The organism is Pseudarthrobacter enclensis, from assembly GCF_030811655.1.
Classification (GTDB): Bacteria; Actinomycetota; Actinomycetes; order Actinomycetales; family Micrococcaceae; genus Arthrobacter; species Arthrobacter enclensis_A.
This window is the reverse complement of record NZ_JAUSRE010000002.1, coordinates 106,574-131,990: the sequence shown is the minus strand read 5'-3', so window position 1 is coordinate 131,990 and position 25,417 is coordinate 106,574. Positions and strand designations below refer to the sequence as shown.

The following is a 25,417-nucleotide window of genomic DNA, read 5'->3' as shown; positions in this document are numbered from 1 at the left end:
CTACTTCAGGGCTATTCCGGGGGACTTGCCCGGCAGCGGGATTTCCGTGGGAACGGGAACCGGCAGCTTGGGCGATTGTTCCAGGCCCTTCCTGACATCCTCTTGGACGTTGGCCGGGAGTGACGGGCCGGCGGGGGCTTCGGCCGGCTTCTGCGCGGCAGCGCCATGGGTGGGGGCGTTGTCCGGCCGCGCAGGAACTTCCGACGGCGCCACAGCGGAGGGTGCCGATGCGGGCGGGGATGCAGGCGGGACGGCATCCGCGCTGCTGGTTGCCGGCGGCCGGGTGGTTCCGGGCTGGGGAGCAGGGGCCTGGCCGGTGTTGCCTCCCGGCGTTGCAGCGGAGCCCGTCACGAAAGCGGTGACGGCATGGTTCAGCTGGGCAAAGGAATCGCGGAAGCCCTGGTCGGAAGCGGCGGCAACGGCACCGCCGGCCGCGAGGGACGCGGCAACCGAGAGCGTGGTCAGTGTGATGCGGCGCTTGGCCTTGCGGCGGGCGGCAAGTTCGTCGGCCGGCCGGGTTGCCGGCAGCGCAGTGGTAACCGTCGACGCGACGGCGGGAAGCGCGGTGGTGGGAGCGCCGGCCATCAAAGCGGCGATTTCGGCGGAGGGCGCCGGGGCGTCGGCTGCAAGGGCACGCAGGTCGAGCAGGGCGTCGCGGAGCTGGCCGTCGCCGCCCATGCCGGCCTCCAGCAGGAGCTGGTCAACGGCCCCTTCGGTGCGGGATCCTGCGGTGTCACTCATGATTCGCCTGGTTTCTCTTGAGCGTTTGTGCTTTCAGGTTCTGGAGGGCCCGTCGCTGGAGCTGTTTGATGGCTCCGGTGCTCTTGCCCATGATGGCGGCGACCTGTTCTATGGACAGGTCCGCCACGACGCGGAGGGCCAGGACTTCCTGGTGTTCGTCGCTGAGCCCTTCCAGCATGGCTGCGGCTCCGTCTGTGAGTTCCACTGCATGGTCCTCGGCGGAGGGGGTGGTCCGGCCGTCGAACTGGGGATCGTACGGTGTCAGCTGAGGCCTGCGTTCCAGTCGCCGGTAGTGGTCCACCATGCGGGCGTGGGCGATCGAGAAGATCAGCGACTTGGCCCCCTGGATTCCGCCAGTGAGGGAGCCAATCCGGCCGTAAAAGGCCATGAAGACGTCCTGGGTGACAGCCTCCGGATCATCGAGTCCGCGCGCTTTGAGATATCCCTGCACCGGGCCCGCGAAGGTTCGGTAAGCAGCAGCGAACAACGCGGCCGGATCTGCTCCGGCTGCGTTGTCGAATATGTCCATCTCTTTATGGGCCAAAGTGTCCGGCACCTGCGGCTCCTCCATCCCGGGATCCGGCTTACGCCTTTCCCCGGTTTCCGGTACGGACTGCCAGTCCCCCGGTCTTCCGGCTGCCCTTTACGGGCCTTCCAGGGGTACCTCCCCCAAGGGGCGCACCACCCGGCTGCCCGGACTGCGGCCGCAGCCGCAGTCCAGACTAGCCAATGTGCCTTAGCGGGTGGAAACCGACGGCGCGTGGACCGTGCCGCCGCCCACAGCGGGAACAGCCGGAACGGCGGGAACAGCGGTCTCGCCGCCGACAGCCGGAACGGCCGGAACTGCGGGCACTGCCGGAGCGGAGGGAACAGCCGGCTTTTCCAGCTGGACGGAAGCGGAGCCCTTGGCTTCGGCTCCGGCCTTGGCTGCGGCATCGGCCTTGGCCACGACGTCGGTGCAGTAGCTCTTGATGTTCGCATCACCGTGGGCCGCGATGGACAGTGAGGAGAACGCTTTGGAGGAAGCGTCCAGGCCACCGTGGGTGAAGGCGGTGCACAGGCCAAAGGCTGCCGGACCTGCGGCGTCAACGGCGGTGCCGGCCTTTGCCGATTCGGTTGCCTCTGCGCTGGCCTTGTCGTCCGAGGCCTCAGCCGTGGCGGAAGCCTTGTCGGTGGCGTCTGCCTTTGCCGCATCGGTGACCGCCGCGGTTGCGGTCGGGGCCGGGGTGGCCTGAGCGTCGGAAGCTGCGTCGGCTGCAATCTTGGGGGCGGGTGCACCGAAGAGTTCGTGGGCGGTCTGCTGGGCCTGGGTGGGGAGGACGCCCGAGATGGCGGCGGCGCCGGTGCCTCCTACGGCCAGGGTTCCGGCGGCCAGGACTCCGGCGGCGACTTTGCTGGTGGCGAGAACGGTGAACACAGACATATGACTTCTCCAAACCTAGACAACACATCGGATTGGGCCCGCCGGGCGGGCCCATCACGGACTACATCGCCTGTGGTAGCGGAAAAGTTACGGACGTCCCGAATTTATTATTTCCGCTGGCTTGTCCCGGGTGGCGCCCTGGTCTGCCGGGTCCGCGAAAAGGACCGCCAGCCGCTGGATGTACGGGCCAACCTCCTCGTCGTCGAGCACCAGCAGGTCGGGCTGGCCGCGCAGCCAGCGGGCATTGAGGGCGGTAATGTTTTCGCGTTCCAGCAGCTCCTCAAATTCGCGGTCAAGCTCCCCGATGCGCAGGGCGTCTTTCGGTGCGTCGCACGCGTCTACCGCGCGCTCGAAAAGTTCCAGATGTGCTGTGGCGCCCATGGCCGCCATCCCTTCGCGGACCAGCCTGTCAGTGCCCAGCCTGCCGCCGGCCATCGCGGTGTACTGCGCGAATCCACCCTCAAGCGCCTGCGAAAGGTAGAAATCCACGAAGTAGCTGCGGACAGCCACCGGGGACAGCTCCGCGCCGGGGAGGGCATGGTGGAGGGCGTCGACGATGGCCGCGTTCACCTCCACCACCTCCTCGTCCCTGCCTTCGACGCTGCTGCTGGTGAGGATGACGGGCTGGTGGATGGGGTTCATGGGAATCCTTGCCGGGTGGTGGTGCGCGGGACGCTTTCACGCTACGGCCACAGGTTCACGCGGGCAGCGTGGAGGACATGAACGGCAAGCGAAGTTTTCGGGGCTGTCCTGGGAGGCTCCGGCAGGGGCGTGCCGTACGGCGAACTAAGATGGATCAGATAACCACCCACCGGACCCGGCTCCGCCGTGGCCTGCCGAAAGTAGCGCTCACCATGCCATCCCAACCGGACGAAAGTGCGGACCTGGCAATACAGACACCCGCCATCAACGACCGCTCCCTGGCGGCCGGGCTGGCGTACGCCATGGCGGGCAGGGTCTCGGGCATATCGTTCGACGGCGGCACCGGGCTCCTGCTGGGAAAGGTCCGGGGCGGAGCGGAGCTGCCGTACTCCACCACGGCCAAGCTGGTCCGAAGGGGGGCCGGCTGGAGCTGCACCGTGGGCGTGTGCAGCTGCCCCGTGCGCAAGGACTGCAAGCACGTGGCCGCCCTGCTCTTCGCAGCCGAGGACAGCCCGTCAGTAAGGGTGCAACTGCTGGCACCGTCCGCCGCAACGCAGGTTTCCCGTGCCCCTGCGGCCGCACTTTCCGACTGGGAGCAGGCCCTGGGTCCGCTCATCTCCCAGCCCGGTTCCCCCTCCTCGACCAGCGGCGTTCCCCTGGCACTGCAGTTCGAAATTGAGGAACCGCCACCCCACTTCTCCTATACGGGACGCCGGGATCCGGTCCGCGGTGTCCGGCAGCTCAAGGTCCGGCCCGTCATCATGGGTGCCAAAGGTAAGTGGATCCGTGGCGACGTTTCGTGGAACACCCTCAGCTACGTGAATTTCCGGCGCGAATCGAACCAGGCCCACGTGGAATGGCTGCAGGAGTTCCTGGCCGCCCATTCCTCTTCCGCCAGCCGGATGCACAACTCCGCGGGTTTGTGGCTGAGCCTGAACTCCTACGCCGGCAGGAACCTGTGGAGCCTGCTGTCCGATGCCCGGAAGATAGGCCTCGCGCTGGTCCACTCGCGGGGCACCGAACCGGTCCGCGTTGCCGGGGCCCCGGCCGCCGTCGGGCTGTCCCTGCGACGATACGGCGCTCCCGTAGCTGACCAGGCTGCACCCACAAGCGCGGAAGGCGGGGCCGCAACTTCCGACGGCGGCCTGGAACTTTCACCAACCATCACCGTGGAGGGTGAAGAGGTTGATCCGGCTGCGGTGGGCACGATTGGGCGCCCCGCGCACGGAATCTTCCTCACCTCAGGCGAGGCGGCGCTGCCCGGAGTCCCCGACCCCAACGGGGCCATCACGCTGGCACCCCTGGAGAACGGGCTGAGCGAGGAACTGCTGGCGTTCGTCACCGCCGGCAGCACCCTGCACATCCCGTCCAGGGACGAATCCCGGTTCCTGACCGGCTTCTACCCCAAGCTGAAGCAGACGGCCCGGGTCACGGCGCGCGACGAATCCGTGGAACTGCCCGAACTGGCCGTCCCCACCCTGTCGCTGCTGGCCAACTACGGGGCAGACCACCGGGTGCGGCTGCACTGGGAGTGGCACTACCGGGCCGGGAAGCTGGTCACGGCGCAGCCGCTGTGGCGGCATCCGGGCGACCAGGGCTACCGCGACGACACCGCCGAGTCGCGGATCCTGGAAGGCATCGGCCACCCGTGGGACGTGGTTCCGGCACTGGGTGAATCCGCCACGGGCGGCTGGGGCACTCCCCGCCTGGCCGCCTCTGCCGAGCTGGCCGGCCTGGACACCCTGGCCTTCACCGAAGAAGTGCTGCCCCGGCTGCGCGAAGCCCCGGACGTTGAGGTGGAGACGGCGGGCGACATCGCCGACTACCGCGAAGCCGAGGAAGCACCCGTGGTCTCGATCTCCACCAAGGCAACGGAGCAGCGGGACTGGTTCGACCTGGGGATCCAGATTTCGCTGGAAGGCCAGCCGGTGTCCTTCGCTGCCGTATTTTCCGCCTTGGCCGCCGGCCAGACCAAGATGCTGCTGCCCAGCGGCGCGTACTTCTCCCTGGACCTGCCCGAGCTGCACCAGCTGCGGGCCCTGATTGAAGAAGCGCGGTCGCTGCAGGACAACAAGGACGCACCGCTGCAGATCAGCCGGTTCCAGGCCGGGCTGTGGGACGAACTGGCACAGCTGGGAATCGTCGACGAACAGGCCGCCGCCTGGCGGTCCGCGGTGGGCGGACTTTTGGAGGGCGGAACGGACGGGCTTCCGCTGCCCGCGACGTTGAATGCGGAGCTGCGCCCGTACCAGCTGGAGGGCTACAACTGGCTCAGCTTCCTGTACAAGCACGGGCTGGGCGGCATCCTCGCGGACGACATGGGCCTGGGCAAGACCGTGCAGGCGCTGGCTTTGATGTGCGCGGCGAAGGAGCTGGCTGTCGCGGCTGCTGCGTCCCTGGAGACGCCCGACGACGGTGCTGCCGCTGCCTCTGGAACCCGGGCGGCCGGCGTCGCGCCTTTCCTGGTGGTGGCGCCCACCAGCGTGGTGGGCAACTGGGCGGCGGAAGCGGCGCGGTTCGCGCCCTGGCTGACCGTGCGGACCGTCGGCGAAACCTTTGCCAAGAACGGCCAGGATGTGGCGGAGGCTCTGGGCGGGGCAGATATCGTGATCACCTCCTATGCCCTGTTCCGCATCGACTACGAGTCCTACGCCTCCCGTTCGTGGAACGGGCTGGTGCTGGACGAGGCGCAGTTCGTGAAGAACCACCAGTCCAAGGCCTACCAGTGCGCCCGGAAGCTGCCTGCCGCGTTCAAGCTGGCCATCACGGGAACCCCGCTGGAGAACAACCTGATGGAGTTCTGGGCGCTGACGTCCATCGTGGCGCCCGGCCTGTTCTCCAGCCCCAAGCGCTTCGCCGAGTACTACCAGAAGCCCGTGGAGAAGAATGGGGACAAGGGGCAGCTGGAGAAGCTCCGCCGCCGCGTGCGGCCGCTGATGATGCGCCGCACCAAGGACCAGGTGATCAAGGACCTGCCGCCCAAGCAGGAGCAGGTCCTGGAAGTGGTGCTCAACCCGCGCCACCAGAAGGTGTACCAGACCCACCTGCAGCGTGAGCGGCAGAAGATCCTGGGTCTGATCGAGGACGTCAACAAGAACCGGTTCACCATCTTCCAGTCGCTGACCCTGCTGCGGCAGCTGAGCCTGGACGTTTCGCTGGTGGACCCCTCGCTCTCGGCTGTTCGCTCCAGCAAGCTGGATGTCCTGTTCGAGCAGCTCGAGGACCTGGTGGCAGAGGGGCACCGGGCACTGATCTTCAGCCAGTTCACCGGTTTCCTCGGCAAGGTCCGGGAGCGGCTGGACCAGGAGGAGATCGAGTACTGCTACCTCGACGGCGGCACGCGGAACCGCGCCGATGTGGTGAGCGAGTTCAAGAACGGCACGGCACCGGTGTTCCTGATCTCGTTGAAGGCCGGCGGTTTCGGGCTCAACCTGACGGAGGCCGACTACGTCTTCCTGCTCGATCCTTGGTGGAACCCGGCATCCGAAGCGCAGGCCGTGGACCGGACCCACCGGATCGGCCAGGCGCGCAACGTGATGGTGTACCGGCTGGTGGCCAAGGACACCATCGAGGAAAAGGTCATGGCGCTGAAGACCCGGAAGTCGCAGCTGTTCGCGGACGTGATGGAGGGCGATGCCCTGACCGGCGGCGCCATCACCGCCGAGGACCTGGCGGGGCTCTTCAAGGAGTAGTGCCGGCTGGGCGTCCGGATTCGACGCCCGCATGTCCGCTCTCGACGCGCGTCTGCAGTTTCGACGCACACCTTCCGCTCCGCGGCGCACATCTGCGCAGCGCGGGATAATACGCGCCGCGCCTCTTCATATGCGCGTCGATCGTCCCTGCGGGATAAGGGTGCGGGGGAACAACGAAGGGCCAAACCCTGGAACTATAAGCCGGCTGCTGCCGGCACCGGTCCAAGGTTTGGCCCTGTTCGTGCGCTGGGACTGGTAAATCAGGTGCCGTGCGCCGCCCCCAGCAGGCGGGCGCCCGGCAGTGTGTGGTGGTTCCTGCCTGAGCTAGACCCGCTGGGGCGAGCCCAGTTCCACCGGGTCCTCGTCCATCAGGTAGGCCAGCTCGGAGTGGGCTGCGAGGTCGATGCCGCGCAGTTCGTCCTCGGGCTTGATGCGCAGGCCGCCCATGGCCTTGTCCAGGACCTTCGCAAGGACCCAGGTGACACCGAAGGAGTAGGCCAGGACGCTGACGGTGGCGATCGCCTGGACGCCGAGCAGGTTGAAGCCGCCGCCGTACAACAGGCCGCTGACGCCGTTCGGGGCCTTGTCCGTGGCGAAGAGGCCGATCAAAAGGGTGCCAAGGATGCCGCCGACGAGGTGGACGCCCACGACATCAAGCGAATCGTCGAAGCCCAGCCGGAACTTCCACTCGATGGCCAGGGAGCAGACGGCCCCGGCGATGGCGCCGATGGCCAGGGCGCCCAGCGGGCTGACGGCGCCACAGGCCGGTGTGATGGCCACCAGCGCGGCGATCAGGCCGGACGCGGCGCCCATGCTGGTGGCGGCGCCGTGGCGGACCCGCTCCACGAGGGCCCAGGCAAGCAGGCCGGCGGAGGCTGCGACGGCGGTGTTGAGGAAGACCACGGCCGCGGACTGGCCGGCGGCGAGCGCGGAGCCGGCGTTGAAGCCGAACCAGCCCACCCACAGCAGGCCTGCGCCCACCAGGACCAGGGGACGGCTGTGCGGCTTGGCGTGTTCAACCTTGGGCCAGCCGGAGCTCTTGCCCAGGACCAGTGCCAGGGCCAGGGCGGCGGCGCCGGCGTTCATGTGCACCGCGGTGCCGCCGGCGAAGTCGATGGCCTTGATGCCGTTGGCGATCCAGCCGCCCACCGTGCTGCCGTCCGCAGAGTCGAACGCGAACACCCAGTGCGCGATAGGGAAGTAGACCACGGTGGCCCAGATGCCGGCGAACACCATCCAGGCGCCGAACTTCATGCGGCCGGCTGCCGCCCCGGCAACCAGCGCCGTAGTGACGCAGGCGAAGAACAGCTGGAATGCGGCGAACAGGATGAGCGGGATGGACGCCGAATCGTCCTTGGCGAGCATCTGCCCCATGCCGGGGAATTCGGTGACGTCACCGATCAGGCCCAGGCCGCCCACGGAGTTGCCGAAGGCCATGGAGTAGCCGAACAGTGCCCAGAGGACGGCCACCAGGCTGGCGCCGCCGAAGCACATCATCATCATGTTGAGAATGCGGCGTGACCCCACCATGCCCCCGTAAAACAGGGCCAGGGCGGGGATCATCATGCATACCAGCGCGGAGCTGGCCAAAATCCAAGCGACATTTCCCGAATCCATGGGAAACCCCTTTCGTGATGCGAAGAGAGAACGGTCGTTTGCCGTCAGAGCCGCTCTGCGGAGGGACGTGGCCGGAGAAACCACGTTCAGCGGGAGGGGCGGCTGTTGCCGTCTGATTCCAACTGTATGGCGGCAATTCCCGGGTGGGTTTCCGGTGTGTTAAATGATCGTTTCGGTCATCCGCAGGCGAGTTTCAGGAGTCCCGCAGCACGCAGGAAGTTACTGCAGGAGCCACCCGTTACGGGCGGCGCTATTTGGCGGAGACCGCTAGGAACTGGATGGGAAGGTCCAGCAGCTCCAGCGGGCCGTGCGGGCCTTCGCCATCGAGCAGCAGTGAGTCTCCGGGCTCCATGGCGTACTCGTAGGAGCCGTGGCCGTACACCATCTTCCCGGCGAGCATGTAGATGAATTCGGTGCCGGGGTGCTGGAACAGTGGAAACACGTCGCTGGCGTCCGTGAGGGTCACCAGCGTGGGCTCCAGCGCGTCCGTGCGGCCTTTGAGGGTGCCCAGCACGCGGTATTCGTGGCCGTGCTGGGTGCCGCTGCGGACGGTGAGGCTGCCCTGCCCGCTCTTGGTGAACGTAGCGTCCCGGTCCGTGTCAGCCCCGCGGAACAGTGCCGTAACGGGAACCTTCAGGCCGTCCGCCAGCCGCTGCAGCGTAGTCAGGGAACAGGAGGTGGTGGCGGTTTCGACGCGGGAAATCATCGCTTTGGAGATGCCTGTGCGGGCCGCGAGTTCGGCCGAGGAAAAACCCTGCGTGGTGCGGTAGTGCCGCACCTGCGCCGCGATGACCTGCTCCAGCCGGCCGGCCGGCTGTCCGGTTTCCTGGTCGCGGCTCACGTCGTCGCCGCGGTCTCCGGCCTGTTCGGTCATGTCAGCCATCTTAGGCGGCCCGCGGGAGGTGCCGCGTACGACGACGGCGCTAGCCAAGGGTCCCCGCCTCACCAAGCAGCCCGGCGAGGGAGTCCGCCAGGGCGAGTGCCCCGGCTTCGGCGTCCCTGTCCTCGACGAGTTCGTCCGGCGAGTGCGAGATGCCGGTGGGGTTGCGGACGAACAGCATGGCGGTGGGCAGGTGCGCCGCGAGCACCCCGGCGTCGTGGCCTGCTCCGGTGTCCAGCACCGGCGCGGAAGGCAGCAGCTTTTGCAGACGGTCCCGGAGGCCGGCGTCGAAATGCACTGTGGGGCTGAGCGACTCCGCGCCCAGGACCGCCGTGCAGCCTTCCTCGGCGGCGAGGACCTGGGCGTTCAACCCGATGGCCTCCACGAGAGCCGCAGTCACCGAGTCTTCCGGGTGCCGGACGTCGATCCACAGGTCCACCCGGGAGGCGATGACGTTGGTGCCACCGGGAACTGGCTGCACGCGGCCCACAGTGGCACGGGCGTCCTTGTACTTGCGGGCCGTGTCCCGGATGGACACCACCACCTTGGCGGCCGCGATCATCGGGTCCCGGCGGTCCTTCATAAGCGTGGTGCCGGCGTGGTTCCCCTCCCCCGCGATGCCCAGCTTCCAGCGGCCGTGCCCCAGGATGGACGAGCCGATGGCCACGGGCTGGTTGAGGTCGATCAGCCCCCTCCCCTGCTCCACGTGCAGTTCCACGAACATCCCCAGCTGCTGCAGGGCCTCATAGTCGGCGCCGATGAATCGCGGGTCCTGGCCGTTCGCGGCGGCAACGTCCGCATAGGTGTTGCCGTCGGGATCCTTGAGGTTGCGGGCCTTGTCGGCGTTCAGTTCCCCGGTCAGGAGCCTGGAGCCGAGGCAGGCCACACCGAACCGGGAACCCTCCTCTTCAGGGAACACGGCGAGCGCCAACGGGCGCCGCGGCCGGAAATTCCTGGCCTTGAGGAGGTCGACGGCGACCAGCGCCGACGCGACGCCGAGCGGGCCGTCGTACTCGCCGCCGCCGGGGACGGAATCGAGGTGGCTGCCGGTGGCGACGGCGTCCGTCCGCACTCCGGCGGCAGTGTCCCACCAGGCCCAGATGATCCCGTTGGCGTCCGTGTGCACGTCCAGCCCGCGCCGGCCGGCCTGTTCGATGAACCAGGTGCGAAGGTCCGCCTCGGCTGTGGAGAACACCGGGCGGGAGTATCCCCCGCGGCTGGTGTCGCGCCCGACGTCGGAAATGTCCTTGAGGAGGCCGGCAACGGTAGGTGCGCCGGCGGGTACCACGGGCAGCACGGGTGCTGTCTGGGAAAAGCTCACGGGGATCCGTTCTATGAGGTCAATGCTGCGGTCGATGCGCTGCGGAACCTGCCCGGAACTGTCGCGTTGCCGGTGGCCAGGTCCGCGGCCCACTGCCCGATCAGGGGCGCGAACTTGGCCCCATGACCGGAGCACGGCGAGACGATGGTGAGGTTGTCGGCCCGGTCGATGAGGAAGTCCTCGTTGGGGGTGTTGGTGAACAGGCACGTGGTTTCGGCGTAGGGTTCCGGGTCCAGGCCTGGCAGGTGGCGGCGGACGTAGTCCACCACGCGGGTGCGGTTGGCCGGATCCACCACACCGGTTTGGGCTGCCGCGGAACGGATCCGCGGGCCGCCGTTGTATTCGGCCACCTTCTGGCCGGCGAAGCCCGCGTCGCGGCCGCCGGGAAGCCCGTAGGCCTGGATATCCGGAGCTTTATGGATGAAGGTGGGCCAGCTGGCGCCGGAAAAGCCGGAGTCCTCCCGGTAGCGGAAGTGGAAGGCCTGCTCCTGGCGCACAGTGAATTCCGGGAGGGCGGCCAGGAACCCGGCCGGGAGCGGCAGGGACTCCAGCAGCTGCGGCAGCCAGCCGCCGGCGCTGACCACCAGGTTGCCGGCGTCGAGCGTTTCCCTGGTGGAGGAATGCAGCCGGTAGCCGGCGCCCCCCAGCCGTTCCACCCGCTCCAGGCGCCAGCCGGTCAGGACCTTCGCACCGTTCCGGACCGCGAGCGCCACCATGGCATTGACGGACGTTTCGGCCTCGATCACGCCTGCACCGGGGTGCCAGAGGACCTCGGTGTCGAATGCGATCTGGGGCCAGCGGGACCGGGCCTCGGCGGCGGACAGCAGCTCGTGGTCCACGCCGGCGCCGGCCAATACGTCAGCGAGCTGCGCCGGGTTGCGCTTCGGGCCATAGTCAACGGCGCCGACGGGGGTGATCAGATCCTTGCCGGCTTCCAGGGCGAGCCCGTCCCAGAGCGCCTTCGAATCCTGGACCGCCTGGGTGTAGAAGGGGTCCGGGTAGGCGTAGCGGAAGATCCGGGCGGAGCCGTGCGAGCTGCCGTCGTGCGCCGCCGGGATGTCACGTTCCAGGAGGGTGACCTGGTGGCCGCCGGCGGCGAGCTGCCAGGCTGTGGCGGCACCGGCCAGGCCGGCGCCCACCACCACATAGTCCGAGGACTCCGCCATCAGAAGCTCCCCCGCACTCCGGGGATCCAGCTGGTCCCGGCCAGCGGCACCCGGGCCATGGCGGAGGCCTCGATGGTCAGCGCCACCAGGTCTTCCGGCTCGAGGTTGTGCAGGTGCGACTTTCCGCAGGCCCGGGCGATGGTCTGGGCTTCCATAGTGAGTACGCGGAGGTAGTTGGCCAGGCGGCGTCCCGCCGCCACCGGGTCCAGGCGGGAGGAGAGTTCGGGGTCCTGGGTGGTGATGCCGGCGGGGTCGCGGCCGTCCTGGAAGTCGTCGTAGAAACCGGCGGCGGAGCCCAGGGCCGAGTATTCGGCGGCGTAGCGGGGGTCGTTGTCGCCCAGGGCGATCAGCGCGGCGGTTCCGATGGCGACGGCGTCCGCGCCCAGGGCCATGGCCTTGGCGACGTCGGCGCCGGTGCGGATTCCGCCGGAGACGATGAGCTGGACCTTGCGGTGCATTCCGAGTTCCTGCAGCGCCTGGACGGCCTGCGGGATGGCGGCGAGGGTGGGGATGCCGACGTTCTCGATGAACACCTGCTGGGTGGCCGCGGTGCCCCCCTGCATGCCGTCCAGCACCACCACGTCGGCGCCGGACTTCACGGCCAGGGCGGTGTCGTAGTACGGGCGTGAGGCACCGATTTTGACGTAGATGGGGGTCTTCCAGTCGGTGATTTCGCGCAGTTCGCCGATCTTGATCTCGAGGTCGTCCGGGCCGGTCCAGTCCGGGTGCCGGCTGGCGGAGCGCTGGTCGATGCCCACCGGCAGGGTGCGCATCCCGGCCACCCGTTCGGTGATTTTCTGGCCCAGCAGCATGCCGCCGCCGCCGGGTTTGGCGCCCTGGCCCAGCACGATTTCAATGGCGTCCGCCTTGCGGAGGTCGTCCGGGTTCATGCCGTAGCGGGAGGGCAGGTACTGGTACACCAGGTGCTTGGACTGGCCGCGCTCCTCAGGGGTCATGCCGCCGTCGCCCGTGGTGGTGGAGGTGCCCACCTCTGACGCGCCGCGGCCCAGCGCTTCCTTGGCGTTGGCTGACAGCGCGCCGAAGCTCATGCCGGCGATGGTCACCGGCGTGGCCAGGTGCAGCGGCCTGCTGGCATACCGGTCGCCGAGGACGACGTCGGTATCGCACTTTTCGCGGTAGCCCTCCAGCGGGTAGCGGGACATGGAGGCGCCGAGGAAGAGCAGGTCATCAAAGTGCGGGACCTTGCGCTTGGCGCCCCAGCCGCGGATGTCGTAGACACCGGTGGCCGCGGCGCGCTGGATGTCGGCGATGGTGGCGCGGTCGAAGGTGGCTGACTCGCGCAGGCCCAGCTCAGCGATGTTTGCGGGTGCTGCGGCGGGAGCCTGGGCAGGAACCGGAATGGAGGTGATGGTCATTGGGGGCCTCCTAGTAGGCAGTCGAGTTGTCGACGTGGAAGTGGTAGAGGTTCCGGGCGGAGCCGTAGCGCTTGAAATCGGCCGGGTTGTCGGTGCGGCCCGCGGCGGCCAGCAGGTCCGCGAGCTCGGCCAGGTGCTCGGCTTTCAGCGGCTTTTCGATGCAGTCGGCGCCCAACGAAGCGACACTGCCCTTGACGTAGATGCGGGCCTCGTAGATGGAGTCGCCCAGGGCATCACCCGCATCGCCGCAGACCACCAGCCGCCCGGCCTGGGCCATGAACGCGGACATGTGGCCGATGTTGCCGCCCACCACGATGTCCACGCCCTTCATGGAGATCCCGCAGCGGGCGCCCGCGTTGCCGTCGATGACCACCAGGCCGCCGTGGCCGGTGGCGGCCGCGGACTGGGAGGCGTCGCCCTCGACGTGGACGGTGCCGGACATGATGTTCTCGGCGAGCCCGACGCCGGCGTTTCCGGTGATCTTCACTGTCCCTTTTTGGTGCATCCCGGCTGCGTAGTAGCCGGCATGGCCTTCGATGGTGACCGAGACGTCGGAGTTGATGCCGACGGCCAGGCTGTGCTTGCCGCCGGGGTTGGTGATGGTCCAGGACTGGCCGTCGGCGGCCTGGTGCAGGGCCTGGTTCAGGTCGCGGACCGGGGCTCCGGCGAGGTCGACGACGGTGGGGCCGTCCAGTGCGCGGGCAGTGGCTTCGGGGGCTGTCAGAGTGACCATGTGTAGACCTTTCCGGGTTCCGGTTCAAAGATGCGGGCGTTGTCAATGCCGGGCAGGGCCGCCAGGGCACGGTATTCGGAGGCCATGGCCACGTAGTCGTCGGTTTCGGCGATGATGGCGGGCTTGCAGGCGATGGGGTCGCGGACCACGGCCATGCTGTCGGCGGTGGTGACCACCAGGGTGTAGAAGCCGTCCAGGACCTTGCCCAGGTTCACCAGGGCCTCTTCGAGGGTGTCGCCCAGCTGCAGGCGGGAGGCGACGTAGCGGGCACCCACCTCGGTGTCGTTCTCGGAGTCGAAGACCACGCCTTCGCGCTTGAGGTTCCGCCGGACCGTGGCGTGGTTGGAGAAGGAGCCGTTGTGCACCAGGCAGAGGTCGTCGGCCACGGAGAAGGGGTGCGAGCCTCCGGCAGTAACGGCCGATTCGGTGGCCATCCGGGTGTGGGACAGGCCCTGGCTGCCGGCCATGGCCTCCAGTCCGTGCCCTGCGGCGATCTCCATCGGGTGGCCCACGCTCTTCATCACCGCCACATGTTCGCCGCGGCCAATGATGGTGGATCCGGGCAGCGTTTCGCTGACGGCCTTCACCAGTAGGTCGGTACCGACGGCGGCGCTCACCAGTGTGGTGTCCCCCACCACCTGCGCGGCTGCCTGGGCATCAGACGGAAGGAGCGCCGCGACGCCCGAGGTGATGTCCGCCGTCGTAATTCCCTGGTCTTTGCCGACCAGGCTCAGGGTGGACGTGCCCGGGGAGACCAGGCCGGGGGTGTTGTAGACGGCGAGGCCGGCGGAGTCGGGTCCGCGGTCCACGATCTGGCAGAGCATCGAGGACAGCAGGCTGCCCATCCGGGGGTGCAGCGAGGGGTTGCGCAGCTGCAGCGCGGCGATTCCGCACATGGTGGGAGTCCTTTACTTTCGCAGGGATCAGATGGAGGTCAAATAGGTTCGGATTTCCCAGTCGCTGACCTGGTTGTGCCAGCTGAGGAATTCCTCTTCTTTGGCGTCCGAGTAGTAGGTCCCGATGTCGGGGTCGCCGCTGAGGCTGGCCAGGATCACGGGGTCCTTCCGGAGCGCCTCAACGGCGTGCAGCAGCGTGGCGGGAAGCAGGTGCGCGTCCGGCTTGGACTCCCCCGGCCCGGACGGCGGCCCCGGGTCGAGGGACTTCTCCACCCCATCCAGGCCGGCCGTGATGGCGGTGGCGATGGCAAGGTACGGGTTGGCCGACCCGTCGCCGGAGCGCAGCTCGATCCGCTTGCTGTCCGGCACGCGGATCATGTGGGTGCGGTCGTTGCCGCCAAAGGATGCCTTCCGCGGCGACCAGGTGGCACCGGAGGAGCTGGTGGTGGCGCCGGAGCGCTTGTAGGAGTTGACTGTCGGAGCCAGGAAGGCCTGGAGCGCCGGTGCGTGGTCCAGGATGCCGCCAATGAAGGAATAGGCGAGGCTGGAGAGCCCAAGGCCGCGTTCGTCGTCGTCCGTTCCCTCCCCCGCCGGGAACAGCGCATCCGCACCCGACCACAGGGACAAGTGGAAGTGCAGCCCGGTGCCTGTGCGGTCCGTGAACGGCTTGGGCATGAACGTGGCCGTCATCCCGCGCTGCTCGGCCAGGATGTTCAGGATGTAGCGGAGCGAGACAACCCGGTCCGCGGTGGTGAGGGCGTCCGCGTAGTTGAAGTTCTGCTCGAACTGGCCGGCGGCGTCCTCATGGTCGTTGGCGTAGTTGCCCCATCCCAGCGAATTCATCGCGTCGCTGATGGACGTGAGGTGTTCGTACATCCGGGTGACGCCGCGGGCGTCGTAGCAGGGGCGGGGCGAATCGTCCCGGGTATCGGCGGTACTCAGCGTCCCGTCGTCGTTCTTCTTTACCAGGAAGTACTCCACCTCGGCGCCGACCTTTGCCTGCATACCCTTGTCCGCCAGGCGGGCCAGCGCATTCTTGAGGATGACGCGCGGGGCGTAGGGCCACGGTTTGCCGTCCACGTGCGGGTCGCAGTGGATGATGGCCAGGCCCTCCCTGATGAAGGGGACCGGGGTGAACGAGGAGAGGTCGGGGACAGCGATCAGGTCCCCGTCCTGCGGCTTCTGGCCGATGAGGCCGGCGGCGTAGCCTGCGAAGCCCATGGCGCCTGCTTCGAGTTCGCCGGCGGCTTCGACGGGGACCAGCTTGGCGCAGGGCTTGCCGGTCATGTCCACGAAGGTGGCCAGGAGGAAGCGGACGTCATGGGCCCGGGCGATGTCCGCCAGGGTGATGCTTTCCGCCAGCGATGACGGCGCCTGCCCGGCAAGGCCGGGGGCGGGGGTTACAGCAGGGGTTGCGACACTGGTCATCGAAACATTCCTGTCCGGGTGGGCGTTAGCTATGAGTAAACCTTGTTGCATCAGATTAGCCAAAAACACATTTCCGTTGTCCGGCGCGCAGGTTAATTGCATGTTTCGCGGAATGCCGGGTACGGATCCGTCACGCCAGGCATGCTTTTGCGGGAGCGCCCGGGACGGAACCGCGGGTTCGCGCGGGCGGCGTGCAGAGGCCTGGCGGAAAGAATGCTCCACGTGACGACGCCGACGGACCAGCCTGCAAGGAAGAGGTAGCCCTTTGACCAGCGATCAGTTCCGCGGCCAGCAGCCGCCCACGCCAGGAGAGTCCCCTGACCAGGAGTTACGGGTGGGCGTCGTGGGCATCGGGTGGGCCGGGCAGCAGCACCTGAAGGCCTACTCCGGCCTTCCCGGCGTTCGGATTGCCTCAGTGGCAGGAATGGAGCAGGAACTCCGGAACTCCCTGCAGGCCGAGTATTCCATCCCGAATGCCTTCGCCGACTGGCAGGACATGCTGGACCACGGCGGCCTGGATGCGGTGAGCGTGGCAGTGCCTACCTTCCTGCATGCACCCATCGCCATCGCCGCCCTGGAACGGGGAATCCACGTCCTCAGCGAGAAGCCCATTGCACGCAACGCCGCGGAGGGCCGGGCCATGGTGGACGCTGCCCGCAAGGCCGGCCGCGTCCTGGACGTTGCCTTCAACCACCGCCGCCGCGGCGATATCAAGGCGCTCAAGGAAGTGATCGACGGCGGCGGACTGGGCCGGCCCTACTATGCGAAGGCTTCGTGGCTGCGGCGTTCCGGCATTCCCACGCTGGGCAGTTGGTTCACCAACCCGGAGCTGGCCGGCGGCGGCCCGCTGGCTGACATCGGCGTCCACGTGCTCGACTTCGCCCTGTACCTCCTGGGCGAGCCCAGGGTGGTGGCAGTTTCCGCGGCCACCCACTCCGAGCTGGGGCCTCGCGGACGGGGCGGCGGAAGCCGGTTCACGGCCCAGGCGTCCAGTCACGCGTTCGAAGTGGAAGACTTTGCCTCGGCGTTCCTCCGGCTGGAGGGGGGCGCCACACTCCTGGTGGAGGCCAGCTGGGCCGCCTACCGGGAGACAGACGACCAGCTGGACTTCACGGTGTACGGGACCGACGGCGGAGCCGAACTCAGGGCGCACGGGGCACCATTCCCCCCGGTGGGCCAGCTGCGGGTGTTCACCGACCGGGATGGTGAATCCGCGGACTACCTGCCCCCTGTCCTGCCGGGCCGTGCGCATGATGCGGTGGTGGAGGATTTTGTCACCGCAGTCCGCGGCGGCCCACCGGAATGGGCCAGGCATGACGGATCCCTGGCGTTCTACCGGGCACAGATCATCGACGCGTGCTACCAGTCGGCTGTGGAGCAAAGGGAGGTTCGGCTGTGACAAACGGCAAACCCAGGATCCTGGTCTGGAATGAGGGCGTCCACGAGGCCAACAACGAACCGCCCCACATCGGGGATATGTACCCTGACGGCATCCATGGAGCCATCGCTGCAGGGCTTCGCTCCCACCTTCCGGACGCGGACATCACGACGGCGGTCCTCGCCACCGATGACGAGCACGGACTGGGTGAGGAGGTGCTCGCCCAGACGGACGTCCTGCTCTGGTGGGGCCATGTGGCGCACGCCGAGGTGGGCGACGCCGTCGTCGAGCGCATCCACCGCCACGTGCTGGGCGGGATGGGGCTGATCGTGCTCCACTCCGGGCACTTTTCGAAGATCTTCACCAAGCTGCTGGGCACCAGCTGCTCGCTGGCGTGGCGGAACGACGGCCAGCGGGAGCTGGTGTGGACCGTGAAACCCTCGCACCCCATCGCAGAAGGCGTGGACAGTCCCATCGTCATCCCGGAACAGGAGATGTACGGGGAACTGTTCGACATTCCTGACCCTGACGACCTGATCTTCATCAGCTCCTTCGCCGGGGGCGAGGTGTTCCGTTCCGGTGTCACGTTCACCCGCGGCAAGGGCCGCATCTTCTACTTCAGCCCCGGCGACCAGGAGTACCCCGTGTACCACCATCCGCAGATCCAGCGGGTCCTGGCGAACGGGGTACGCTGGGCCGCGCAGCCCGGGCTCGACCGCGCAGCCCCAAGCGTCAGCAACCCTCCGCGGGAATGGTTCCAGGAAGAAAAGCATCATTGACATGCACTGCGCCTGGGAGCAGATTGAGATCGTCGCATGTGGGGTTCGGCAGGTTCTGTAGGGGCACCACCCACCCTGCCGGCCCTATTCTCCCGGGGCCCCACCCTGGACGAACTCAATAACCACTCCTTTTCAGGAGCCAGCAATGCCTGCAGTAACGGTCACGAACCTCGAATCCAAATCCTTCAACGAACCCGACGAAAAGCGCCGCCCGCCCAAGACGCAGGTGGATGTGGTCAACATTGGCGGCGCCACGCTTGGCCGGTTCACCTTCGAGCCCGGCTGGCGGTGGTCCGAGACAGTCAAAACCGTCGTCCACACCGACAGCTGCCAGAACAACCACCTCGGCTTCTGCACGGCCGGAACCCTCACGGTTGAACTGACCGACGGAACCCGGAAGACCATCCACGCGGGGGACGCCTACTCAATTCCTGCCGGCCACGACGCCTGGGTGGAAAACGACGAGACGTTCGTTGGCTATGAAGTCATGAGTGCGGCCGAGTACGCGAAGCCCGCCTGACCTTGGGGTTCAGCGCCAAGAACCAGGAAAGGGAGGTCCGCAAGGGCCTCCCTTTCCCGCTGCCGCGGCCCTACGGTTGAGGGGACACAACGATCGGAGAGCAATGAGAGTCACCGTCATCGGCGGCAGCGGCCACATCGGTTCGTTCCTGGTCCCCCGGCTGGTCCGGGCGGGCCACGACGTCACCAACATCAGCCGCGGCACCAGCAAGCCCTACACGGACGCCCCGGAATGGCAGCAGGTGCACCACGTCACCGCAGATCGGGAGGCGGAAGACAGGGGCGGGACCTTCGGGGACCGGGTGGCAGCGCTGAAGCCCGACGCCGTGGTGGACCTGGTTTGCTTCACCCTGGACTCGGCAATGTCGCTGGTTCAGCGGCTGCGCGGGGAGGTGGGGCACCTGCTGCACTGCGGCTCCGTCTGGCGCTACGGGCACAGCCTCAAGCTGCCCATCAGGGAGGGATCAGACTCGGCTGCTGCGCCGTTTGGCGAGTATGGAATCCAGAAGAACAGGATCGCCCTGATGCTGAAGGAGGAAACGGCGCGGGGCGGCCTGCCCACCACCTCCCTGCACCCGGGCCACATCGTAGGCCCAGGATGGCACCCCATCGGCCCACTCGGAAACCTCGACCCCCGTGTCTGGCAGACCATCTCCGCCGGCCAGCCCCTCCGGGTTCCCGGCAGCGGTGCGGAGCTGATGCACCACGTTCACGCCGACGACGTAGCCCAGGCCTTCGAAAAGGCCATCGCCCGGCGGGACGCGGCAACCGGTGAGGACTTCAACATTGTCGCGACCACCGCCCTCACGGTCCGCGGCTACGCAGACATTGCGGCGGCCTGGTTTGGGCACGCCGCCGTGCTGGAGACTGTTTCCTGGGAGCGGTTCCGCGAGGACACCTCCAGGGAGTACGCGGAATCGAGCTGGGGCCACCTCTATCGGAGCCAGTGCTTCAGCATCGACAAGGCCGCCACGGTGCTGGGCTATGCGCCGCGGTACGAGCCCGAGCAGGCCATCTTCGAATCCATCCAATGGCTTGTCGAGCACGAACAGCTGCACGTCGCCCGCGCCTTGGGAGTCCCCGCCGGCTTATCCGGCGTACCTACACAGCCAGCCGCCTGACCCGCGCCACCAGAGTGGCGGCGAGCAGCGCCGTCGCCAGTTCCAGGCCGATCACCAGCAGCAGCTGTGCGCTGCCTCCCGGGCCGGCAACAGCTGACGACGTCGATGCGCCGCCATGTACGTGCCCGGCACCACCGCCGAGCAGCAGGACGGCGTGCAGTGCGGCCATGGCTACGGCGGCAGTGGTGACCTGGCGCAGGGCGCCTGCCCGGCTGTGCCGCCAGATATGGACGGTGCACGGAAGACAGACGGCGGCGAGGGCCACCATCAGGACGCCCAGCCATACTGCGTGGTGACCGGACACGGCCAGCCACACGTGGGCCGCGCAGGAAACGGCGGTGACCACAGCGACCAGCCTGGGATGCAGGACCGGACCGTTGGCACGGAACCGTCCTGCCGCCGTCGTACTCCCCGCCGTGGCTGCAGCGAGGCTAGTGGCAGCCACCGCTGCCGCCCTCACTGTGGCAGGACGACGCCTGCTGGTTGGGGTTGGCGGGCACGTCCAGGACCGGGCTGCGGTCGAAGAAGCCCTCGGGCCGCAGTTTGAAGCCCACCGTGTCCACCGGCATGATCGGCCAGTCCTCCATCCGCGGGAAGTGGGTCAGGCCGAATGTGTGCCACACGACGATGTCCTGGCCGTCGATGTCCCGGTCCTGCGCCACGTAGGCGGGCAGCCCCGCGCCACCGGCGTGCTGGTTGACGAAGTCGCCTGTGGGGTACTTCTCGTCCTCGGCGTACCGGGTGACCCACAGGTCCTTGGTGGCAAAGGCGGCACGTCGGGCAATGGAGGAGCCCGGGTCCGCCAGCAGCGTGGGCTGGTTGTGCGAGTGGAGCTTGTAGCCCACGGGCTCGCCCAGTCGGTTGCGTGATTCCGGGTTGGAGATGATCCAGGTACGCCCGGCCCTTGCGTCGGCTTCCCGGACGGCTTCCGATTCCCGGGCCAGCAGGGTGCGCTTGCGGGAGAAGGCGTTGCCTCGTTCATTGCCGGGCCCCATTGCCTGCCGGACCACGTCCTCTTCCTCCACCCGGTTCGTGAACCCGTCGATGGCCATGTCCAGCCGGGCGCTGAAAAGGTGCTGGTGGAAGGGCGCGCCCAGGCCCGGGGCGAGCTGGGAGATGTTGTCCGAGCCACCCTCGGGGAACGCCGAGGTGAAGACGATGCCGGTTGCCTTGGCTTCGAACTCGATGGTGCCGTCAAGGTAGAGGTACCAGTAGAAGCCGTAGTCGTAGTTGCCAATGGTGGTGAAGAAGGAGATCACCAGGCGGCGGTTGCGGCGGGTGTAGGTGACGCCGCTCCACAGATCGGAGTGCTTGGAGAGGATGCTCCAGTCCTCCTCGTGCATGCAGATGCCGTTGCGGATCTCCCGCGGGTTGCCGAACGCGTCGCTGATCACCGGGCTCAGGTACGTAATCTCGCCAAGGCAATCGCACCCGAGCTCCAGCGAGTTGGCGTACTGGCCCACCAGGTATTCACCGGTGTCGAAGTAGTTCTGCCAGGACCGGATGGGTGACGGGTCGCCGTAGGGCACCACCATTTCGGCAATGGACGCGCGGTTGATGATGGGCCGCTTCCGGCCGCCGTCCTGGAAAGCCAGGTTGTGCAGGACCACCCCTTCGCGGACATCGAACCCCACGTCCACGCTCCACTTTTCCCACTCCACATGGTTGCCGCCCGTGACGGTGAAGCTGGGCCCCTCGGGCTGGGTGATGCTGATGGGCTTCTGGGTTTCGCGTACCGGGCCGGTCAGTTCGGGATCGGTGTAGTTGCCGTGCTCGGCCGGGATGGGCATGGCGCCGAGGTCGATCACCTGGGTGACTTCCTTGCTGACCACATCCACATAGGCCACCAGGCCGTCCACCGGATGTGCCCACGCACTGTCCCCCGGGAAGTCCTGGACGAACGCGAGCCCACGCAGGATGCGGCGTCCCTTCTCCTCCGTGTACTCGAAGACGCCCGCCGACAGCGGGGCAACACGGACCTTTTCGACCTGGAGGCCCCGCGCAGCAAGCGCGGCGAGCCAGCGCTCATCGGTGGCCAGAAGCGACTCCACCACTTCGAACTCCTCCTCCAGGACCGGGAGTTCGCCGGTCATGGCAGTGTCGAGTTCGACGGCGGAGAGCACTTTCTGCTGCGTGGTGGAGACCACCACGTCGCGCGGCGCAGCCCCGGAGACGTCGTGGATGAAGGCCCGGAACCGGCGGTCCGCCGCCTGCGGGTCCGCTTCCCGGGACGGGTCCAACAGCCCGAGATAGGCGATCCGATGCCCGGGGCCCAGGTGGCCTGCCGACTGCAGGATGGAGCGGACGTCCAGGATTTCCTCCGCGGAGGCCAGGCGGAAGGCTGAGGCGGTTTCGGTGGGTGCAAGAGTCATGGGTGAACCTTTGTCCGGGCCGTATCCGGCCACTGGTTTATTTTCTATAGTTGTAGAGAATAAGCTTTAAGTAAGATGGCTCACAAGGGCTTGAGCAAATATTTCCGGGGAGTGGCCGCGGTGCCGAAGATTGTTGACCATGACGAGCGCCGCTTGGAACTCGTGGACGCGACGTGGCGGATCATCGCCCGGCACGGCCTTGAAAGTGCCACCATGCGGGAGATTGCCATGGAGGCCGGCTTTGCCAACGGCGCACTGAAACCCTACTTCCCCACCAAGGACACGCTGCTGGAATTCGCCTTTGGCCACGTCTTCAACCGGACCAACCAGCGGATTGCCCAGGTCACCAAGGGCAAGTCCGGAGTCGACGCCCTGCGGGCCTTCTGCCTGGAGGTCCTTCCCCTGGACGAGGAGCGCATCAACGAGGCGCGGATCGTCATCCCCTTCTGGCAGAAGGCGGTCAACGATCCACAGAAGGCCGCCATCCACCAGCAGTCCATGGATGAGTGGCTGGCTGCGATCCGCCGCTTCCTCGCAGAGGCGAGGGACAGCGGCGACGTCCGTGCCGCCGTCGACGATTCAATCCTTGCCGGCCAGCTGCTGAATATGCTGCTCGGAGCCCAGATCGAGGCCGCCCTTGCGGCGGAGGGCCACACGGACTTTGGCCACGCGGAACAACTGGAGGGCTACTTGGCCCTGTTGGGCAAAAATACGACGGCGGATGGGCGCCAAAGTGGAAAGCATGCTTAGTATGGAGGGGTCAGGCTCTGGCGTTGGCCAGGGAGAGCACCAATTGTAAGGAGCAGCTCCATGGGTTTGGATGACAAGATCGGCAATGCAGCAGAGAAGCTTGGCGGCAAGGGCAAAGAAGCTGCCGGCAGCGCTACGGGCGATGAGAGCCTGAAGGCCGAAGGCCAGGCAGACCAGGCCAAATCGGACCTGAAGCAGGCGGGCGAGAACGTCAAGGACGCCTTCAAGAAGGACTGATCGACGCCGCAAGAATGGGTGCGACTCCGCATGGAGTTGCACCCATTGGCGTTTCTTAGGACTTCTCCCTCATCTCCCGCAGTTCCTGCAGCAGCTTCAGCTGCTCGGCATTCATATTCATGAGCATTTCCACCTGCGCCGCGGCCCGGACATCCGTTTCATAGTCATGCTGGGCCATTGCCGAGGCAATGGCGTCCTGGCGCTTTGCGGCAATCAGCAGGATGGCACCCTGCAGCCCGGCCAGCATGGACAGGAACAGATTCAGCAGGATGTAGGGGTAGGGGTCCCAGGCGCTGTTCGCCAGGACGTAGGAATTCACCGCGGCCCACAGTGCCATGAACCCGATGAAGATGCCCACGAAGGGCCAGCTGCCCATACCGTTGCGCAGGGTGTCCGCGGCCCTGTCGCCAGCGGTCAGGCCCTCTTTGTGCCGCCGGTGCCAATTAACTCTCATGTCAACCATGCGCCCAGAATAGGCTTCCGCCGGCGCACCGGCACCACCGACTGTTCGGCGCGCCTAGTGGATGAGTCCGGACACCAGGTTGATGGTGGTGGCCAGGACGATGGCCCCCAGGAGGTAGGACAGGAGCGCCTGCCGCAGCACCGTGGCACGGATGGCGTTGGTCTTGAGGTCGGTGTCCGATACCTGGAATGTCATCCCGACGGTGAAGGCCAGGTACGCGAAGTCCGAGTAGCGGGGCTGGCCCTCCTCATGGAAGTCGACGCCCGTCCCGTCCCGGTAGTAGATGGCGGCATACCGGAGGGTGAACAGGGTGTGCACCAGGAACCATGAAAGGGCGATGCTGCCCAGGGCCATGGCCACAGTAGCGTCCTTGGCGCCTCCCTGCTCGTTGGAGGCATCAAGCAGGATAAGGGCTACGCCCGCGAAGCTGGCCATCGTGGCAGTGAGGACCAGGGCATCCGAGAACACCCGGCCGGGGTCTTCCCTCCTGGCGTGGGCAGCCGTTGCTGCAGGGCCCAGGCGGCCGATGACGCTCCACACCCAGATGAGGTAGGTGGCCGAGGCGGCGGCCCAGCCAAGGGCCGGGGCATAGGCCCAGTTTCCCAGCGAGCCGGTGGCCAGGGCGGCGAGGAGCCCGACGGCAAGCATTACGATCATCCGGAGCCGCGAGTGGTGCGCGCGGGAGTTGAAGTTCCGATGGTGGTCTACGGCGACCGGCATGGAGTTCATTGGCCGATTTTTCCACGGGAGCCTTGGACTTGGCTGGAAGAAAAGAAGGACTTTTTATTTTCGCCAACCGTTGAAAAAAGATTCCGCCAGCGTTAGCCTGAATGCATTGTGTCGCAGGACACAGAACCGGGGGAAGTCGTCGAGTGGCCGTCCGTCGCGAGGAACATCATGCCAGCAGCTACACCCGCCCAGGCCCAGCGCCGGGACGTCACCTCCAGCGTTGCCACGTCATTTGACCACTGGAAGCACCTGGTGGCGGAATCGTTTGTTCCCCTCACAGCCCGGACGGTCGATGTTGACGGCTTCCAGGGCCGGATGCGCTCCCGGGTGCTGGACCGGATGTCCATCGTGGAAGTGACCGCCAGCTCGCACGAGGTCCACCGCACTCCAGCCCTGATCGCCCAGGCCCACGAGCGCTACTTCAAATTGAACCTGCAACTGGAGGGCACAGGGCTGCTGATCCAGGACAACCGCGAAGCGGTCCTGCAGCCCGGTGACCTGGCCATCTACGACACCAACCGGCCCTACACGCTCGCCTTTGAAGAGAACACCAGGATCATGGTCCTGATGTTCCCCTGCGACACCCTGTCCCTGCCCCCGGATTACGTGGGACAGCTCGCAGCGGTACGCCTGGGAAGCGGAGGCCTCAGCGGGATCGTAGGACAGTTCATCCGGCAGCTCTCGTCAAACCTGGACGTCCTGAACGGACCCAGTGGCGCCAGGCTTGCCACCAACGCCCTGGACCTGGTGTCCACCATGCTGCACGCCGAAATGGACATCACCCCGGACCGGATGAAGCCGCAGGCGCTGCTGGCAGTCTCGATCCGCGAGTACATTGAGGCTAACCTCGCCGATCCGATGCTGTCCCCCGCGAGTATCGCCGCGGCCCACTTCATCTCCACCCGGCACCTGCACAATGTCTTCCACGAGTCGGGAAGCACCGTGGCCAGCTGGATCCGGACCCAGCGGCTTGAGGGCGCCCGCCGCGACCTCCGGGACCCGTTGCATGCCGGGCAGTCCGTCGGCACGGTGGCTGCCCGCTGGGGATTCCTGGATGCGGCGCATTTCAGCCGGACTTTCCGGGATGCTTTCGGCATCTCACCCACGGAGTGGCGCAGGGGCAGCTAGCGCAGGACCTCACACAAGCTATCGGA

At 67.2% G+C, this 25,417-nt stretch carries 24 protein-coding genes; 8 read left to right on the top strand and 16 right to left on the bottom strand.

Annotated features, from left to right (window positions below; all coding sequences use genetic code 11):
- The 4 genes from J2X98_RS02300 to J2X98_RS02285 all read right to left on the bottom strand — a co-directional run bounded on the left by J2X98_RS02300 (position 1) and on the right by J2X98_RS02285 (position 2,806).
- A complete protein-coding gene (locus J2X98_RS02300; protein ID WP_307303886.1) occupies positions 1 to 741 on the bottom strand; it encodes a hypothetical protein in 741 nt (246 codons plus the stop codon).
- Positions 734 to 1,312: an RNA polymerase sigma factor gene (locus J2X98_RS02295; RefSeq protein WP_141945486.1), complete on the bottom strand. Its 579-nt coding sequence runs from the start codon at positions 1,310 to 1,312 to the stop codon at positions 734 to 736. The genes J2X98_RS02300 and J2X98_RS02295 overlap by 8 nt, the downstream gene beginning before the upstream one ends.
- A gap of 165 nt (positions 1,313 to 1,477) precedes the next feature.
- Entirely contained in the window at positions 1,478 to 2,164 is a 687-nt protein-coding gene (locus tag J2X98_RS02290) for a protein tyrosine phosphatase (protein WP_307303884.1), read from the bottom strand.
- Positions 2,165 to 2,251: 87 nt separating this feature from the next.
- The gene (locus J2X98_RS02285; RefSeq protein ID WP_141945481.1) at positions 2,252 to 2,806 is read right to left on the bottom strand and encodes a DMP19 family protein; all 555 of its coding nucleotides are present in this window, start codon (positions 2,804 to 2,806) and stop codon (positions 2,252 to 2,254) included.
- A gap of 212 nt (positions 2,807 to 3,018) precedes the next feature.
- On the opposite strand from J2X98_RS02285, the gene J2X98_RS02280 reads away from it, so the two are divergent.
- The gene (locus J2X98_RS02280) at positions 3,019 to 6,498 is read left to right on the top strand and encodes a DEAD/DEAH box helicase (protein ID WP_307304198.1); all 3,480 of its coding nucleotides are present in this window, start codon (positions 3,019 to 3,021) and stop codon (positions 6,496 to 6,498) included.
- A gap of 324 nt (positions 6,499 to 6,822) precedes the next feature.
- Here the strand turns inward: J2X98_RS02280 and J2X98_RS02275 are convergent, their stop codons facing one another.
- The 8 genes from J2X98_RS02275 to glnT all read right to left on the bottom strand — a co-directional run bounded on the left by J2X98_RS02275 (position 6,823) and on the right by glnT (position 15,915).
- On the bottom strand, positions 6,823 to 8,115 hold the full coding sequence (locus tag J2X98_RS02275; protein ID WP_141945477.1) for an ammonium transporter: 1,293 nt from the start codon (positions 8,113 to 8,115) through the stop codon (positions 6,823 to 6,825).
- A gap of 250 nt (positions 8,116 to 8,365) precedes the next feature.
- Positions 8,366 to 8,989, bottom strand: a complete 624-nt coding sequence (locus J2X98_RS02270) for a helix-turn-helix domain-containing protein (RefSeq protein ID WP_307303881.1) — start codon at positions 8,987 to 8,989, stop codon at positions 8,366 to 8,368.
- 49 nt (positions 8,990 to 9,038) lie between these two features.
- On the bottom strand, positions 9,039 to 10,316 hold the full coding sequence (locus tag J2X98_RS02265; protein WP_307303879.1) for an allantoate amidohydrolase: 1,278 nt from the start codon (positions 10,314 to 10,316) through the stop codon (positions 9,039 to 9,041).
- A gap of 11 nt (positions 10,317 to 10,327) precedes the next feature.
- Complete coding sequence (locus tag J2X98_RS02260; protein ID WP_307303878.1) at positions 10,328 to 11,482, bottom strand: FAD-dependent oxidoreductase; 1,155 nt, start codon at positions 11,480 to 11,482, stop codon at positions 10,328 to 10,330.
- On the bottom strand, positions 11,482 to 12,858 hold the full coding sequence (locus J2X98_RS02255) for an FMN-binding glutamate synthase family protein (protein WP_307303876.1): 1,377 nt from the start codon (positions 12,856 to 12,858) through the stop codon (positions 11,482 to 11,484). The genes J2X98_RS02260 and J2X98_RS02255 overlap by 1 nt, the downstream gene beginning before the upstream one ends.
- Before the next feature lie 10 nt (positions 12,859 to 12,868).
- Positions 12,869 to 13,591 carry a protein glxC gene (locus tag J2X98_RS02250; RefSeq protein WP_307303874.1) on the bottom strand — a complete coding sequence of 241 codons (723 nt, stop codon included), beginning with the start codon at positions 13,589 to 13,591 and terminating at the stop codon, positions 12,869 to 12,871.
- Positions 13,579 to 14,487, bottom strand: coding sequence for a glutamine amidotransferase (locus tag J2X98_RS02245; RefSeq protein ID WP_307303872.1), 909 nt, complete (start codon positions 14,485 to 14,487; stop codon positions 13,579 to 13,581). Before J2X98_RS02245 ends, J2X98_RS02250 begins: the two co-directional genes overlap by 13 nt.
- Positions 14,488 to 14,514: 27 nt before the next feature.
- Positions 14,515 to 15,915, bottom strand: a complete 1,401-nt coding sequence (glnT, locus tag J2X98_RS02240) for a type III glutamate--ammonia ligase (RefSeq protein ID WP_307303870.1) — start codon at positions 15,913 to 15,915, stop codon at positions 14,515 to 14,517.
- Positions 15,916 to 16,180: 265 nt separating this feature from the next.
- Here glnT and J2X98_RS02235 point away from each other — a divergent pair, with 265 nt between their 5' ends.
- The 4 genes from J2X98_RS02235 (at position 16,181) to J2X98_RS02220 (ending at position 19,712) form a co-directional block, all read left to right on the top strand.
- Complete coding sequence (locus J2X98_RS02235; protein ID WP_307303868.1) at positions 16,181 to 17,314, top strand: Gfo/Idh/MocA family protein; 1,134 nt, start codon at positions 16,181 to 16,183, stop codon at positions 17,312 to 17,314.
- Positions 17,311 to 18,072, top strand: a complete 762-nt coding sequence (locus J2X98_RS02230) for a ThuA domain-containing protein (RefSeq protein WP_307303866.1) — start codon at positions 17,311 to 17,313, stop codon at positions 18,070 to 18,072. The genes J2X98_RS02235 and J2X98_RS02230 overlap by 4 nt, the downstream gene beginning before the upstream one ends.
- A gap of 145 nt (positions 18,073 to 18,217) precedes the next feature.
- Positions 18,218 to 18,592 carry a cupin domain-containing protein gene (locus tag J2X98_RS02225; protein ID WP_141945458.1) on the top strand — a complete coding sequence of 125 codons (375 nt, stop codon included), beginning with the start codon at positions 18,218 to 18,220 and terminating at the stop codon, positions 18,590 to 18,592.
- Positions 18,593 to 18,695: 103 nt separating this feature from the next.
- Positions 18,696 to 19,712 carry an NAD-dependent epimerase/dehydratase family protein gene (locus tag J2X98_RS02220; protein WP_307303864.1) on the top strand — a complete coding sequence of 339 codons (1,017 nt, stop codon included), beginning with the start codon at positions 18,696 to 18,698 and terminating at the stop codon, positions 19,710 to 19,712.
- Here the strand turns inward: J2X98_RS02220 and J2X98_RS02215 are convergent.
- A complete protein-coding gene (locus J2X98_RS02215; RefSeq protein WP_307303862.1) occupies positions 19,693 to 20,157 on the bottom strand; it encodes a hypothetical protein in 465 nt (154 codons plus the stop codon). The two genes, J2X98_RS02220 and J2X98_RS02215, sit on opposite strands and share 20 nt — an antisense overlap.
- On the bottom strand, positions 20,144 to 22,084 hold the full coding sequence (locus tag J2X98_RS02210) for a primary-amine oxidase (protein ID WP_307303860.1): 1,941 nt from the start codon (positions 22,082 to 22,084) through the stop codon (positions 20,144 to 20,146). Before J2X98_RS02210 ends, J2X98_RS02215 begins: the two co-directional genes overlap by 14 nt.
- 120 nt (positions 22,085 to 22,204) lie before the next feature.
- On the opposite strand from J2X98_RS02210, the gene J2X98_RS02205 reads away from it, so the two are divergent.
- Complete coding sequence (locus J2X98_RS02205) at positions 22,205 to 22,834, top strand: TetR/AcrR family transcriptional regulator (protein WP_141946728.1); 630 nt, start codon at positions 22,205 to 22,207, stop codon at positions 22,832 to 22,834.
- Positions 22,835 to 22,894: 60 nt separating this feature from the next.
- Positions 22,895 to 23,071 carry a CsbD family protein gene (locus J2X98_RS02200; RefSeq protein WP_141945450.1) on the top strand — a complete coding sequence of 59 codons (177 nt, stop codon included), beginning with the start codon at positions 22,895 to 22,897 and terminating at the stop codon, positions 23,069 to 23,071.
- Positions 23,072 to 23,126: 55 nt separating this feature from the next.
- Here the strand turns inward: J2X98_RS02200 and J2X98_RS02195 are convergent, their stop codons facing one another.
- On the bottom strand, positions 23,127 to 23,534 hold the full coding sequence (locus tag J2X98_RS02195; protein WP_307303858.1) for a DUF1003 domain-containing protein: 408 nt from the start codon (positions 23,532 to 23,534) through the stop codon (positions 23,127 to 23,129).
- A gap of 54 nt (positions 23,535 to 23,588) precedes the next feature.
- Positions 23,589 to 24,263, bottom strand: coding sequence for a DUF1345 domain-containing protein (locus tag J2X98_RS02190; protein WP_307303856.1), 675 nt, complete (start codon positions 24,261 to 24,263; stop codon positions 23,589 to 23,591).
- Positions 24,264 to 24,431: 168 nt separating this feature from the next.
- On the opposite strand from J2X98_RS02190, the gene J2X98_RS02185 reads away from it, so the two are divergent.
- Positions 24,432 to 25,391 carry an AraC-like ligand-binding domain-containing protein gene (locus J2X98_RS02185; protein WP_141945444.1) on the top strand — a complete coding sequence of 320 codons (960 nt, stop codon included), beginning with the start codon at positions 24,432 to 24,434 and terminating at the stop codon, positions 25,389 to 25,391.
- Positions 25,392 to 25,417: the final 26 nt, after the last annotated feature.

Excerpts from the sequence above, each read along its gene's own strand:
- glnT (WP_307303870.1), bottom strand. The coding sequence starts at position 15,915 with ATGACCAGTGTCGCAACCCCTGCTGTAACCCCCGCCCCCGGCCTTGCC.
- J2X98_RS02260 (WP_307303878.1), bottom strand. The coding sequence starts at position 11,482 with ATGGCGGAGTCCTCGGACTATGTGGTGGTGGGCGCCGGCCTGGCCGGT.
- J2X98_RS02295 (WP_141945486.1), bottom strand. The coding sequence starts at position 1,312 with ATGGAGGAGCCGCAGGTGCCGGACACTTTGGCCCATAAAGAGATGGAC.
- J2X98_RS02225 (WP_141945458.1), top strand. The coding sequence starts at position 18,218 with ATGCCTGCAGTAACGGTCACGAACCTCGAATCCAAATCCTTCAACGAA.
- J2X98_RS02200 (WP_141945450.1), top strand. The coding sequence starts at position 22,895 with ATGGGTTTGGATGACAAGATCGGCAATGCAGCAGAGAAGCTTGGCGGC.
- J2X98_RS02220 (WP_307303864.1), top strand. The coding sequence starts at position 18,696 with ATGAGAGTCACCGTCATCGGCGGCAGCGGCCACATCGGTTCGTTCCTG.
- J2X98_RS02250 (WP_307303874.1), bottom strand. The coding sequence starts at position 13,591 with ATGGTCACTCTGACAGCCCCCGAAGCCACTGCCCGCGCACTGGACGGC.
- J2X98_RS02210 (WP_307303860.1), bottom strand. The coding sequence starts at position 22,084 with ATGACTCTTGCACCCACCGAAACCGCCTCAGCCTTCCGCCTGGCCTCC.
- J2X98_RS02195 (WP_307303858.1), bottom strand. The coding sequence starts at position 23,534 with ATGGTTGACATGAGAGTTAATTGGCACCGGCGGCACAAAGAGGGCCTG.
- J2X98_RS02270 (WP_307303881.1), bottom strand. The coding sequence starts at position 8,989 with ATGACCGAACAGGCCGGAGACCGCGGCGACGACGTGAGCCGCGACCAG.
- J2X98_RS02280 (WP_307304198.1), top strand. The coding sequence starts at position 3,019 with ATGCCATCCCAACCGGACGAAAGTGCGGACCTGGCAATACAGACACCC.
- J2X98_RS02255 (WP_307303876.1), bottom strand. The coding sequence starts at position 12,858 with ATGACCATCACCTCCATTCCGGTTCCTGCCCAGGCTCCCGCCGCAGCA.
- J2X98_RS02245 (WP_307303872.1), bottom strand. The coding sequence starts at position 14,487 with ATGTGCGGAATCGCCGCGCTGCAGCTGCGCAACCCCTCGCTGCACCCC.
- J2X98_RS02190 (WP_307303856.1), bottom strand. The coding sequence starts at position 24,263 with ATGAACTCCATGCCGGTCGCCGTAGACCACCATCGGAACTTCAACTCC.
- J2X98_RS02275 (WP_141945477.1), bottom strand. The coding sequence starts at position 8,115 with ATGGATTCGGGAAATGTCGCTTGGATTTTGGCCAGCTCCGCGCTGGTA.
- J2X98_RS02300 (WP_307303886.1), bottom strand. The coding sequence starts at position 741 with ATGAGTGACACCGCAGGATCCCGCACCGAAGGGGCCGTTGACCAGCTC.
- J2X98_RS02185 (WP_141945444.1), top strand. The coding sequence starts at position 24,432 with ATGCCAGCAGCTACACCCGCCCAGGCCCAGCGCCGGGACGTCACCTCC.
- J2X98_RS02290 (WP_307303884.1), bottom strand. The coding sequence starts at position 2,164 with ATGTCTGTGTTCACCGTTCTCGCCACCAGCAAAGTCGCCGCCGGAGTC.
- J2X98_RS02285 (WP_141945481.1), bottom strand. The coding sequence starts at position 2,806 with ATGAACCCCATCCACCAGCCCGTCATCCTCACCAGCAGCAGCGTCGAA.